This is a genomic window from Nitrosomonas sp. H1_AOB3, from assembly GCF_015709435.1.
Lineage (GTDB): Bacteria > Pseudomonadota > Gammaproteobacteria > Burkholderiales > Nitrosomonadaceae > Nitrosomonas > Nitrosomonas europaea.
This window is the reverse complement of the sequence record NZ_CP054389.1, coordinates 1,013,804-1,027,319: the sequence shown is the minus strand read 5'-3', so window position 1 is coordinate 1,027,319 and position 13,516 is coordinate 1,013,804. Positions and strand designations below refer to the sequence as shown.

Genomic DNA, 13,516 nt, shown 5'->3' with positions numbered 1-13,516 from the left:
ACTGGTTGACAATCTGAATCGAACGGGTAAAATCCATCAAAAGATATATTAATAATATATCTTTAAGAGGAGGTGGTTAATGATCACCGAAGAAGTTAAATATGACTGTATTTAAAGGTCTTTCGTGCAGAAAAAGATGTATATAATATACACCAAAAGGACTGTTTTTATGAAAAATTCAATCTCGTTATTTTCGTCTTACCGCTTTACCCACATCATTCTGATGCTGGTCGTGCTGGCGCTGATTCCTCTGACCAGCCAGGCGGAAAAACGTGAATTCGATTTATCCATTGAAGATACACGCATCGTTCTGGTCGGCAAAAGAGATTTCCACACCTTTGCCTTCAACGGCCAGGTTCCTGCACCGCTCATCCATGTCATGGAAGGAGATGATGTCACAGTGAATGTGACCAACATGACCACGCTGCCACACACGATTCACTGGCATGGCATGCTCCAGCGCGGCACCTGGCAGAGCGATGGCGTTCCTCATGCCACCCAGCATGCGATAGAGCCCGGTGATACGTTCACCTATAAATTCAAGGCTGAACCCGCCGGTACCATGTGGTACCACTGCCATGTCAATGTCAACGAGCATGTCACCATGCGCGGCATGTGGGGTCCTCTCATCGTGGAACCCAAAAACCCTCTCCCGATCGAGAAAACGGTGACCAAGGATTACATCCTGATGCTGTCCGACTGGGTGTCATCCTGGGCGAACAAACCGGGTGAAGGCGGTATTCCGGGAGATGTTTTCGATTACTACACGATCAACGCCAAATCCTTTCCCGAAACACAGCCGATACGTGTCAAGAAAGGGGATGTCATCAGATTGCGACTCATTGGTGCAGGCGATCATGTTCACGCCATTCACACCCATGGCCACATTTCACAAATAGCGTTCAAGGATGGATTCCCGCTGGATAAACCCATCAAAGGCGATACCGTCCTCATCGGGCCTGGTGAACGTTACGACGTCATCCTCAATATGGACAACCCGGGTCTGTGGATGATTCACGACCATGTCGATACGCACACCACCAACGGAGATAAGCCCGATGGAGGAATCATGACGACGATTGAATACGAGGAAGTCGGAATTGATCATCCCTTCTATGTATGGAAAGACAAAAAGTTTGTACCGGATTTTTATTACGAAGAGTCTCTGAAAAAAGATCTTGGAATGCATAACTCCAAAGTCTTCAAAGGAGAACCCATCGAGGAATGATGTGTAACACAACAAACCAAAGGAGAAAATGATGAAACCTTACTTGTTTGCAGCAATCGGTGCGAGTTTCTTCGCAACGTCACTTGCCGTTCATGCGGCAGATGTGCCAGCCGTACTTCAATCAAAGTGCGCTTCCTGCCATGCATTGACCAAGCCGGAAAGTAATTCTCTGGATCGGCTGTGGGAGCGCAAAGGGCCTGATCTCCACTACGCCGGGAATAAATTCAACAAGGAGTGGCTGGTGGAGTGGCTGCAGGACCCGGCGAAGATTCGCCCGGCCGGTGAATTCTATCGCAAGCATGTCAAACCCGGCACCAAGGAGGACGTGGTGGATGAGTCATCCCTTGCCCCTCACCCCAAACTGGCCAGGGAGGATGCCGAAGCAGCTGCCAATGCACTGATGACGTTAACCGACCCTGATGGCCTGATCGAGAAAGGCGCCTTCAAGGATCAGAAAGTTGCTATGTCGATGGGCGCCATGTACTTCAATAAACTGCGCGGTTGCGCCGCCTGCCATTCGGCCGTTCCCGGAAAAGGAGGGTTATCCGGCCCGGAAATGGCGACTGCGGGCAAGCGTCTGCAACCCGACTTCATTTACAGCTATATCAAGGATCCACAAAAAATAGACAAAGGTGTCTGGATGCCGAAACTCGATATTTCTGATGCAGATCTGCAAAAACTTACCAGCTATATCGTACAACTGAGCGCAAAGGAGGATAAAAAATGAATAGCCGTAATTCAATTTCTTTTTCATGGCTGACCAGCATCGGTCTGATTTCACTGCTTGCCTTCATGGAACCGGCCGCTGCCGCCAGTGATGATTCATTCGAGCATGCCGAGCGTCTGTATGACACTTACTGCACCCAGTGCCATGGTGTGAACCGGGATGGCAACGGTGTCAACAGCGTCTTTATGTCCGTTCAGCCGCGTGATCACAGTGATGCCAAGGGCATGGGCGACATACCCAACAGTGAAATCATCGATGTGATCAAAAAGGGAGGGCTGGCTGCAAACAAATCGGTGCTGATGCCTGCCTGGGGGGGCGTTTTCAGTGATGAAGAAGTCAATCAGCTGGCGGCTTATTTACGTCATGTCTGCAAATGTGGTTCAGATCAATAAAAAAAGAGGAATAAGAGAATGAAGTACAAGCAATTACTGAGGGGCATGTTGGCAAGCGGTTTTCTCCTGATGGGGATTCAGGCTGAAGCCAAAACAGTGCAGGTAACGTTACATGCAGTTGAAACCGATGTGGCCTACGACAATAAGGGAAGTACTTATCGTGCCTGGACGTTCGACGGTAAGGTTCCCGGTCCGGTCGTACGGGTCACTGAAGGGGATACGGTGGAATTTACCCTCATCAATGACAAAAATAGTAAGAACTCCCATTCCATGGATTTCCATGCTGCCAGGCTGGATGTGGTGGAGGATTTCGAGTCGATCAAGCCGGGTGAAACAAAAAAATACACCTTTACTGCTGATAATCCCGGTGTATTTTTTTATCACTGTGGCTCTGATCCGATGATTCAACACATCGCACGAGGTATGTACGGTGTGATCATCGTGGACCCGAAAGATGCAAATGCATTACCCAAGGCAGATCGTGAATATGTATTGATTCAGGCTGAGCATTACGAAAATCCTGACGACAAAACAGCCATGATGCAGAACAAATGGAGTAATGTCGTATTCAATGGAGGGGTTTTCAAGTATGACCCGGTGCATGATTCTGAAGCCACCAGCTGGCTGCAGGCCAAACCAGGTGAACGGGTGCGCATTTACTTCGTCAACGCCGGACCCAATGAATTGTCATCCCTTCACCCCATAGCAGGGATTTGGGATCGGGTTTACCCCAGCGGCAACCCCAAAAACATCCAGTATGCCCTGCAATCCTATCTGATAGGAGCGGGGGATGCGGCAACGCTGGATCTAATTTCTCCGGTTGAAGGTGCCAACGCGATCGTCGATCATTCGATGCGTCATGCACACTCCGGTGCAATCGCCGTCATTATGTTCACTAATGACGCTGATCCGGAAGCGGGTCGTGGAGAAAATATTCTGATTCGCTAAGTAACTGACTGTATAACTATAAAACCCCCATAGGCTTGTGTCACAAAAAACCCGTCATCGTGATCTTATTCACTATGGCGGGCCTTATTGAATATAGTTCGTGATTTCCGGCTTGTCGAAACCGTCTGCAAGATACCGAGCAGGATAGGGCCTGAACTTCTGCATGCCGATTCAGAATGATTTCTGTCAGGCCACAGCAATACGGGAGTGAATATATCCGAGTGCCTGTTCAACCTGATCGATCAGAATAAGGCAAAGTTCACCTGCTTCCAGATTGGTCAGCGCTGTATCGATCGCCTTGAATTCGCCGCGGATTTCACTGACCTTGCGCACACGTTTGGCATTCTCCAACCCTTCCCGCAATAACCCGAGCACCTCACCGTCAGCTCGACCGCGTTGACATTTGTCCTGAAACAGCACGACTTCATCGAACACATCCCCCAGGATCCGGGTTTGCAACCGGATATCTTCATTACGGCGATCGCCTGCCGCACTGATGACCACTGTGCGTTTCTTTGCAGGAATATGATCAATGGCGCATACCAAGGCTTCCATGGCATCCGGGTTATGGCCGTAATCCGCTATCAGAGTCGCTTCCCGGTAATTGAACAGATTGAACCGCCCTGGAACGGTCTGTGCATCGCTGACGAAATCGGCCAGTCCTGCGCAGATGGTCGTCCAATCGAGCTCGATGGCCAATCCTGCACCAATAGATGCCATGGCATTGTCTATCTGGAAGCTGATCATGCCATTTTTCGTCAGACGAATTTGGCTGAGGGAAATTCGCCGTTCAGTTCCCGCTTCTGCAACGACGATATGATGATCTTCCATGTAGATTACACGTTTGCCTTGAACACGCTGCTCCAGAATCACCGGATGACGGTGGTTGCGGGAAAAGAAGGTGACATTTCCCGGACAGTGGCTTGCCATACCGAGAACCAGTGGATCATCTGCATTCAGCACCGCAACACCGGTTTTGGGGTTGACATTTTCCACGATGGTACGTTTGACGGCTGCCAGCTCTTCAGCCGTATTGATATTGGCCAGGCCGAGATGATCTCCCCGGCCAATGTTGGTGACAACGGCCACATCACAATAATCAAATCCCAGCCCCTCGCGCAGAATACCGCCACGCGCGGTTTCCAGTACTGCCGCATCGACCTCGGGGTGGAACAGTATGTTTCGGGCACTTTGCGGGCCGCTGCAATCCCCCGTATCCACGCACTGGCCGTTGACGAATACACCATCAGTGCAGGCGATACCCACCCGTAACCGGTTGTTTTCCAGCATATCGGCAATCAAACGCACCGTAGTGGTTTTTCCATTGGTGCCGGTTACTGCGATTACCGGGATACGTGCGTTCTCACCTGGCGCGAACAGATGATCGATGATGGCTTCTCCCACTGCACGCGGTTTGCCGTATGAAGGCTGCAGATGCATACGCAGACCAGGGGCGGCATTGACTTCGATGACTGCTCCCCCCTGTTCTCCCAGCGGGCGTGACAGGTTACTGCATATCACATCGATCCCGCAGATATCGATGCCTGTCATCCGGGCAGCCATCACAGCACACTCGGCAATATCGGGATGAACTTCGTCTGTTACGTCTGTTGCCGTGCCACCGGTGGAAAGATTGGCGTTATTACGCAATGTCACCAGCTTACCTTTGTCCGGAACAGAAGCTGCATTGAGCCCTTGCAATGCAAGGTGCGTCAGAGAGATTTCATCCAGATGAATTTTGGTCAGCAGATTTGCATGTCCTTCGCTGCGCAGCGGATTACTGTTGATCTGTTTCACCAGTTGAGCGATGCTGTGGATGCCATCACCCACTACCTGTGGCGGATCACGCCTTGCGGCTGCAACCAGCTTGTTGCCCACGACCAGTAACCGGTAATCATGTCCGCTGATGTAACGTTCGACCAGGACATTTCTGCTTCTTTCCGCCGCGACATGATAGGCCGCTTTTATCTGGTCACGATCGGTCAGATTGGCCGTAACACCTTTGCCCTGGTTGCCATCCTGCGGTTTGATGACGATCGGTGCACCTATTTCACAGGCTGCTGCCCAGGCATCATCGGCGCTGATCACCGGTCGCCCGGTCGGAACAGGAATACCGGCTGTATGTAAAAGCATCTTGGTGAGATCCTTGTCCTGCACAATGGATTCTGCAACGACACTGGTAAGATCACTTTCGGAAGCCAGGATACGCCGCTGCCGGCTTCCCCAGCCAAATTGAACCAGACTGCCGTCAGTCAGACGGCGGTAGGGAATTTTACGCCTGACAGCGGCCTGCACGATCGAGTTCGTACTGGGCCCGAGACGGATGTCCTCGTACAGCTCACGTAGACGGTTCGCTACCTCGCTGGTGTCAAACGGAGCGGCTTCTGCCACTGCCCGGCACAATGCGAGGGATTGCTCCAGCGCCAGTCGGCCAACGGCCTCTTCGCTATATTCCACGACGACCCGCCAGGTATTTGCCTCTGCCATTTTTATCACGCGGCTGAAACTGACGAAACAGCCCGCCCGTTCCTGAAGTTTGAGAGTAATGAATGCCAGGATGTGAGCAAGAGTCGTTTCCTGCCAGTCGACCGGCTGAAGCAGAGCGATATCCGGAAAATATTCACGCAGGCGTGTATCGAAGCCGGGAATGCTGTCAGGCAGACATTCATTCTGTTCGAAAACGAGTGTGGCTTCGATAGCGGCAAGTTTACTCCAGACGTTGGGTCCACGCAGTGCACGAATTTGTAATACCTTCATGGATATTTTCCTTAAATGATCTGACTTTAGAAAGTTTGGTAAACGATCGATTGCTTTTCCTGGTGTTGCAGGAATGTGATCAAACCGGTACGAATGAAATCGGGTGACATACCCAGTGCCCAGCCTGCTCCGACACCTGCCAGCAGGTGTGCTGTTTCCACAGGATGATTGCCGGTTTTTGCCTGCAGTTCATCCAGTCGGATCAGTATTGTTTCAGCCGTTCCATCGATCAGCAGGATTTCCCAGTTACGCACGGTGACCGCACGTTTTCCCCGGGTCGGGCCTGTTCCTTCCTGCCGGTGGACGCTGATCACGGGCAGTGTGGGATCACAACTGATGTAAATGACCTCTCCCTGACATAAATCCGCCATCTGAACCAGCATGGGATCCTGGGCATTCAGAATGGCGGCACCGGTTGGCAGTATGATTTCCGGCAAAATGTCTCCTTCTCTTTTGCCTCCGGTGGGAGAAACGACATCCACTTGCGTTCTGAGTACTTTGAAAACCTGTTCGGATGTATCGATCCACTGATGAGCAAAATGCAATGCCGGTTCTATCCGAGTGACGATCCCTACCTGACAACTGTCATACGCCAGACCTTCCTCGAGCATGGTATCGAAACCATTTTCGAAAACAGCTGCTTCAACGGTACGGTTCATCAGAATACGGCGGGCGGATTTATGATTGGCGCAGTTGCCGTGATCGATTTTCCTGTGATCGAGATAAAGTCCGCTGCTGCATGCCAGACCGGTACGTCTGCCTGATAGCATGAGCAGACTGGCGACGAGACGGGCAATGGTCGTCATGCCCTTGCTACCGGTAATGCCAACGACAGGAATACGGCCCTGATCCTGATCTGGAAACAGTTGATCGATGATTGCCTCGCCTACCGGTCTCGGTTTGCCGATAGCGGGTTTGATATGCATGAGCAGGCTGGGGCCGGCGTTGACCTCAACGATGGCGCCCCCTTGTTCGGCAAGCGGGCGTGAAATATCTTCTACAACCAGGTCGATTCCGGCAATATCCAGACCGATGATGCGGGCAGCCAGTACAGCCAGATCAGCCGTCGCCGGATGGACTTCATCGGTGATATCGATTGCGTGATTGCCGTTGCGCTGTATTCGTACCTTTGTTCCTGAAGGCAGAATGGAATCACTGGTGTAACCCTGGTGTGCGAGCTCCATTCGAATCGCATTATCCAGCTCGATGAAATTGAGCGGATGATTTTCAGAAGTACCCCGACGTGGATCGGAATTGATCTGATCTTCTATCAATTTTGCAATCGTGGAGACGCCATTCCCGGTAACGAAGACCGAATCTCCCCGCGCAGCGGCCACGAGCTGCCCCCCCACGATGAGCAGACGATGTTCGATTCCAGGAATATAGCGTTCAACCAGTACATCACTACCTTCCTGCAGGGCAATCGAAAAAGCGGCCTCGATTTCCTCACGGTTACTCAGCTCGATAAAAACGCCACGCCCGTGATTTCCATCCCCGGGTTTGATCACGACGGGCAGACCAATATCTTCGGCAGCCAGCCAGGCATCCGCCGGATCGGTCACGATACGTCCTTCCGGGACGGGTACACCGCAGGCACGCAACAGCGATTTGGTCAGTTCCTTGTCACGTGAAATGTTTTCAGCGATGGCCGTGGTTCGATCTGTTTCCGCTGTCCAGATATACCGGCTGCGCGATCCATGTCCCAGTTGAATGAGATTGCCTTTATCCAGCAGACGAATCGATGGAATATTATGAGCGGCAGCAGCGTCGACGATGCAGGCAGTGGAAGGGCCGATCCAGTGCGAATCGATCATGTCACGCAACTGCCCGATGGCATGCTGCACATCGTAAGCGAGTTGCATCTGATTGAATCCCATTGCGGCCAGTACCAGCTCCCGGGCCAGATACAGTGCCTTGAGCGTTATTTCCTTATGCCATGCACTGACGACTACCTTGTATACCCCGGAAGTCGAGGTTTCACGTGCCCGACCGAATCCTCCCCGCATTCCGGCAAGATTCTGCAATTCAAGTGTGACATGTTCAAGAATGTGGCAGGGCCAGGTTCCTTCCTGAACACGGCGCAGAAATCCGCCTGGCTCACCATAACTGCAGCGATGCTCGATCAGTGATGGCAGCCACGATGACAATCGCTCATAAAAACCGGGAATCGTATCCGACGGATAGTTCTCGAGCTCACCAATATCGACGATTGCTTCCAGAACCGGGTGATACGTCCACATATTGGGACCGTTCAGATAACGTATTTCAAGAAACTTGAGATCTTTGGTGCTGTGAACAGAAGGGTCAGTATGAATTGCAATAGGAGTTGACATGAAGGAAGGATCTGAATGTACACCCTCCAATTAACGCGCGATATGCCAAATCGGTTTACAGCAAACCTGGATTTTTCTGGATACCTTTCATTTCTTGCTGAAAGCGAGTGCACTACATACATAATCAGATTCTTGCAATGGCAGAAAGGTTGTAATAAAGTATTATTTCCTTACAGTAAGGAATCAAGATGACTATTATTGCAAAAGTAACCTCAAAGGGACAGACCACGATACCGGCTGATATTCGTGCAGCGTTGCGTATAAAACCGGGCGATTTGATTATCTGGGAAATGTCGGATGATGGTAGTGCACGCATTCGACGTGTACAACCGCTCGATATCGAATACTTGAAAGCAGTGGAGGGAACGCTTTCCGAGTGGGCAGGCGCAGCCGATGAGGAAGCTTATCGTGAGTTATGAACGTTTCACGGTATTGAAAGTGCCTTTTCCGTTTACCGACCGTACGGCTGCCAAAAACCGTCCGGCACTCGTACTCTCGGATGCAGCCACATTCAACGATCCAATCGGCCATTCGGTGCTGGCCATGATTACCTCAGCCGCCAATCCAGCCTGGCCGCTCGATTGCCTGATCGATGATCTGGTCAGTGCCGGTCTCCCGGCTCCCTCTGTCGTACGCTTCAAGCTGTTCACGCTCGATCACCGGCTGATACGTGGTGAACTTGGACGACTTGCCGTCAGTGATAGTATTCAGGTCACACGATCTCTGTATCAGCTTTTCGGAATGGCTGCAGTGCGATAAAGAAAGTCTTAAATGTTGCTTTTGTCTCATTTCACAAAAAACGATCCAGCAGCTTATTGCTGTGGCGATCCAGCATTGATCGGTCGCGAATCAGAAAATGGATGCCGTAACTGTCAGTAATCAGCAGGGTAGCCAGTGACAGACGACGGATATCTTCCTCTCCCTTGAGGATAAAGCAGGTTTCTCCCCGATCCGTCTGTACCTGCCAGGTGCTGGGTGTGGCGAAACTCGAAACTCTGTCGATACACTTTATCTCGGGCATGAATTCACGGCTGGCGAGTTCCTGTTCGATCAGAATACGTTCTGTTTCGGGTAATTCAGCCAGGCTGTCTATCCAGGTCACTTCATGGCCGTGGCCATCGACCAGTGCGATACCTTCATTGATGGCCGTGATCGGGAATGCGCGCACAGGCACTACACCTTCATGGATCTGATCCTTTGTCGTGACGACCAGTTTGCCGAAGGCATTTCGGCTCAGTTTGCAGTCAGACAGATTCATACACGGTTTCCTCGGATATCCATTATTTTTTCGGATGTATCAGGCCGGTTTTCATCATCACTGCTGCGCGATTGGGATTGATAAAGCTGGTAATAATGTCCCTGGCGAGCCATCAATTCTTCATGGTTTCCCGTTTCCACGATTCTGCCGTGATCCAGTACGACCAGCCGGCTTGCCTCCTGCAAGGTTGAGAGGCGATGGGCAATTGCAATGGTCGTTCGGCCGGAAACAAGATTATCGAGTGCTCCCTGGATTTCCTGCTCGGTTTGAGTATCGACTGACGAAGTGGCTTCATCCAGTATCAGGATGCGCGGGTCGATCAGCAATGCCCGGGCGATGGAAATACGCTGTCTTTCTCCACCTGACAATACCTGTCCGCGTTCTCCCACCAGGGAATCATAACCGTAAGGCAGGCGCAGAATAAATTCATGAGCATGGGCAGCACGTGCTGCTGCGATGATTTCCTTGCGGGAGGCACCAGGTTTGCCATAGGCGATATTCTCGGCAATGGTACCGAAGAAAAGGAAGGGTTCCTGCAGTACCAGCCCGATATGTTTTCGATACTCCGCGATAGGAAGCGCACGGATATCGACGCCGTCGATCAGAATGGAACCATCGGTGACATCATAAAAACGGCAGATCAGGTTGATGAGCGTGCTTTTGCCTGAACCACTGTGTCCGACCAGTCCGATCATCTCACCGGGCTCGATCGTGAAATCAAGATTCTGGATAACCCGGCGTGTCCCGTAACGGAAACTGACGTTACGCAGCTCGATATGGCCTTTCATCACCGGCAGATGAACAGGTTTTACCGGTTCGGGAACGCTGGAAACGTGATCGAGAATATCGAAGATCCGTTTGGTTCCAGCGGCTGCCTTTTGTGTGGCCGAGACGATCCGGCTCATCGAATCCAGTCGCAGATAAAAGCGACCGATGTAGGCCAGAAAAGCAGTCAGTACACCAACGGTGATGTGGTCCTGTGATACCTGCCAGATACCGAAAATCCAGACGACCAGCAGACCGCATTCTGTCAGCAACGTTACTGTGGGAGTGAACAGTGCCCAGACTTTGTTGACGCGATCATTGATTTCCACATTGCGCTGGTTGACTGTACAAAAGCGCTCGATTTCCCTTTCTTCCTGCGCAAATGCCTTGACGACACGGATGCCGGGCAGGGTATCTGCCAGAACGTTGTTGACTTCAGCCCAGACCCGGTTGGTTTTTTCAAAACCGACGCGCAACCGGTCGCGAACCAGATGAATCAGCCAGGCAATGATCGGCAGAGGGAGCAGGGTGATGAGTGCCAGCCATGGATTGATCGACACCAGGATGATGACGGTCAGGGTGATCATGAGCACATCCGTGGCAAAATCGAGCAGATTGAGCGAAAGAAACAGGTTGATCCGGTCAGTTTCCGCGCCGATGCGCGCCATCAGATCGCCGGTACGCTTGCCGCCGAAATAGGCTTGTGAAAGACTGAGCAGGTGCTCATAGGTCGTCGTTCGCAGATCTGCGCCGATACGCTCTGATACCCTGGCCAGTGTATAGGTGCGTAACCAGCCCAGTATCCATGCCAGGATGGCTGCTGCCAGCAGACCGGACAGATAGAACGTCACCAGATCGACATCGATTGGATGACCGTTCTGATACGGAATCAGCACATTATCCATGAGCGGCATGGTCAGATAGGGCGGCACCAGTGCGGCTGCGGTGCTGCCCAGCATCAGTATGAAACCGGTGAGCAACTGCCATTTGTATGGCCTGGCGAAACGCCAGAGTCGGAACAGCGTCCAGGTGGAGGGTGGAGTGGCAGTTGCTTCCTGATCGCTGGCAGGGGAGCTTTCGCCACCTTCTGCTGAAGCTGATTCATTATCCGCAACGTTGCTTCCGGTCAGTTCTGTCGCGGCGTCATGTGCGGTAATCAGCCGGGAAAAATGAGTAATCAGTTGATCCACCGCCTGATGCCTGCCCAGCGTGCAATGCCAGCAGGCAAGCCGCGCATGGGTATCAGACAATTCGATACTGCAAACGCCGGCATGATCCTGATAAGTCAGTTTCATATCCTGCCGACAAGGCCATACCTGCCAGTTTTCATCGTTTGCCATTCTGGAGAAAATCCGGTGTGTCGTAATGACGACCAACCCTGATGAAAAATTCAACTGACCGTCGAGATCGGTTTCCAGCCAGGCATGAATCTGCTCATGCTCATTGAGTATGGGGCCGATCCATGTTTGCCAGTGTGACGGAAAATCAGGGGGAACCGTATGGGGCAGATCGCTGATGTTGGATTGCATTGATCACAAAAAAAGATAATTTGGCGTAATGCGGAAACGGTTGTTGCTACCGTTTGAAGAAAATGACCGGATCGGATCCGGTCATTTTCCCCGATAAGTTACTGCAGAAATGCATCATTCATCGATTGTGGCGGTTGAATCCTGAGTATTTTCCGTATCGTAGGAATCAATGGTGTCTTCGGAGTTTTGCAAATGATCACCGCTGGTAACACCGGTATCCTCTTCAGTCACTGGATCCTGATCATAATTGGTTGTATAGGGGGCTTCAGCTGTATTTTCAGTATCCTGAATCTCAGTGGAATCAAAGGAACGGGTGACGTCATCGGAATCTGCTGTGCCATTAGTACTACTTTCAGTTTCTGAAGTATCGGCTTCACCGCCATAATTACCATGATCAGTATCCTCACGGGAATCCGTTTCTTCAACAGTATCTTCATCGGCTGCTTCATAGCCATTGGCAGTATCCTCGATTTCTTGCGACCCAATCGGTGGATCATTGGTAAGAATGACCGGAGTGAGTATGGTGTCATCGACCCTGTTATTCATTTGCCAATAACTGTGGATTGCGAGAAAAAGCAGCAGGCTTGCTGTCAGCAGCAATCTGCCGGCATGTGCAGAAAGCCAGTGATATCCGCTCTGGGCTGAAATTCCAACACCTGCATGAAGCACTTTTTCTGCCGGCTGGTAATGTTCCAGAGCAGCTCTGCGCGCTGCCTGCAGACGGTACAGGGTGCCCGGAGTAACGTCGTTCAGACTGCGATCCAACAGCCTTGCTATGGTCCTTCCCGTTTCTTCCTCTTCGTTCATCGTTTGACTCCTTTACTTTCCAGCAGAGCAGCGAGTGTATGTGCGGCACGGGAACAATGTGTCTTTACGCTTCCCTCCGAGCAATCCATGATTTTCGCTGTCTCGGCTACATCCATCTCTTCCCAGTAACGCAGCAGAAAGGCTTCCCGTTGACGTGGCGGTAAAGTTTCCAGTGCCTTGCTGATCAGTTCGATGAGCTCGGATTGTTCTGCCGCAGTACCGGGATTGTTTTTATAACCAAAATCCTGTGCCACCGGTAGTGATTCGGGGATATCCGAATATCCGGTTTCTTTTTCATTCGAATCAGGCATGAACGATGAGAACAAGGTCACCCAGAGTGAACGGGATTTCTGCCGCCGGTAAAAATCACGAATGGTATTTTGCAGAATTCGCTGAAACAGGAGAGGAAGCTCGGTGAGTGGTTTGTGCGGGTATTTCTCGACCAGCTTCATCATTGAGTCCTGTACGATATCCAGTGCGGCATGCTCATCCTGCACGGCGAATAATGCTTGCTTGTACGCACGCAGCTCGATTTCGCTCAGGAAATCAGAAAGTTCTTGCCGAGTAGCCAGAATGATCCACCTTGAGATTGGTAATATGCTTATGAATCATTTTCAGTAGCGCTGCTACCCGATAGCGTTCATTTTTTACGTGGATTCTTCACGTGATTTTTTACATTGCGGTGAGCTTTCATCCAGTGCGGGCAGGAGCAGCGGCGGTATTATAGCTTTACCGGTGGTGAAACAGCCATATCAAGACTGATTCATATTGT

At 51.3% G+C, this 13,516-nt stretch carries 12 protein-coding genes; 6 read left to right on the top strand and 6 right to left on the bottom strand.

What is annotated here, in order from left to right; all coding sequences use genetic code 11:
• Positions 1-169 precede the first annotated feature (169 nt).
• Genes HRU73_RS04900 through HRU73_RS04885 form a run of 4 tightly spaced genes read left to right on the top strand, consistent with a single transcriptional unit; the run spans position 170 to position 3,295 of the window.
• Positions 170-1,228, top strand: coding sequence for a multicopper oxidase domain-containing protein (locus tag HRU73_RS04900; protein ID WP_281870764.1), 1,059 nt, complete (start codon positions 170-172; stop codon positions 1,226-1,228).
• A 28-nt stretch (positions 1,229-1,256) separates the two neighbouring features.
• Positions 1,257-1,955 carry a c-type cytochrome gene (locus HRU73_RS04895; RefSeq protein ID WP_281870763.1) on the top strand — a complete coding sequence of 233 codons (699 nt, stop codon included), beginning with the start codon at positions 1,257-1,259 and terminating at the stop codon, positions 1,953-1,955.
• Positions 1,952-2,347, top strand: coding sequence for a c-type cytochrome (locus HRU73_RS04890; protein WP_011111536.1), 396 nt, complete (start codon positions 1,952-1,954; stop codon positions 2,345-2,347). The genes HRU73_RS04895 and HRU73_RS04890 overlap by 4 nt, the downstream gene beginning before the upstream one ends.
• Positions 2,348-2,365: 18 nt before the next feature.
• Complete coding sequence (locus HRU73_RS04885; RefSeq protein ID WP_287399679.1) at positions 2,366-3,295, top strand: multicopper oxidase domain-containing protein; 930 nt, start codon at positions 2,366-2,368, stop codon at positions 3,293-3,295.
• Positions 3,296-3,481: 186 nt separating this feature from the next.
• Here the strand turns inward: HRU73_RS04885 and cphA are convergent, their stop codons facing one another.
• Both cphA and HRU73_RS04875 read right to left on the bottom strand, forming a co-directional pair.
• Positions 3,482-6,052, bottom strand: a complete 2,571-nt coding sequence (gene cphA / locus HRU73_RS04880; RefSeq protein ID WP_287399678.1) for a cyanophycin synthetase — start codon at positions 6,050-6,052, stop codon at positions 3,482-3,484.
• A 26-nt stretch (positions 6,053-6,078) separates the two neighbouring features.
• The gene (locus HRU73_RS04875) at positions 6,079-8,385 is read right to left on the bottom strand and encodes a cyanophycin synthetase (protein WP_287399677.1); all 2,307 of its coding nucleotides are present in this window, start codon (positions 8,383-8,385) and stop codon (positions 6,079-6,081) included.
• A 188-nt stretch (positions 8,386-8,573) separates the two neighbouring features.
• Here HRU73_RS04875 and HRU73_RS04870 point away from each other — a divergent pair, with 188 nt between their 5' ends.
• Positions 8,574-8,804, top strand: a complete 231-nt coding sequence (locus HRU73_RS04870; protein ID WP_041356592.1) for an AbrB/MazE/SpoVT family DNA-binding domain-containing protein — start codon at positions 8,574-8,576, stop codon at positions 8,802-8,804.
• Positions 8,794-9,144: a type II toxin-antitoxin system PemK/MazF family toxin gene (locus HRU73_RS04865; RefSeq protein WP_011111532.1), complete on the top strand. Its 351-nt coding sequence runs from the start codon at positions 8,794-8,796 to the stop codon at positions 9,142-9,144. Before HRU73_RS04870 ends, HRU73_RS04865 begins: the two co-directional genes overlap by 11 nt.
• 31 nt (positions 9,145-9,175) lie before the next feature.
• On the opposite strand, the gene HRU73_RS04860 is transcribed toward HRU73_RS04865, so the two are convergent.
• From HRU73_RS04860 to HRU73_RS04845, 4 genes are all read right to left on the bottom strand, one after another.
• Positions 9,176-9,643, bottom strand: a complete 468-nt coding sequence (locus tag HRU73_RS04860) for a cyanophycin metabolism-associated DUF1854 family protein (protein ID WP_276817676.1) — start codon at positions 9,641-9,643, stop codon at positions 9,176-9,178.
• A complete protein-coding gene (locus HRU73_RS04855; RefSeq protein WP_287399676.1) occupies positions 9,640-11,937 on the bottom strand; it encodes a cyanophycin metabolism-associated ABC transporter in 2,298 nt (765 codons plus the stop codon). Before HRU73_RS04855 ends, HRU73_RS04860 begins: the two co-directional genes overlap by 4 nt.
• Positions 11,938-12,051: 114 nt before the next feature.
• Positions 12,052-12,744 (bottom strand): DUF3619 family protein, encoded by a 693-nt coding sequence (locus HRU73_RS04850; protein ID WP_287399675.1) that lies wholly within the window; start codon positions 12,742-12,744, stop codon positions 12,052-12,054.
• Positions 12,741-13,316, bottom strand: coding sequence for an RNA polymerase sigma factor (locus HRU73_RS04845; protein ID WP_287400033.1), 576 nt, complete (start codon positions 13,314-13,316; stop codon positions 12,741-12,743). Before HRU73_RS04845 ends, HRU73_RS04850 begins: the two co-directional genes overlap by 4 nt.
• Positions 13,317-13,516 lie beyond the last annotated feature (200 nt).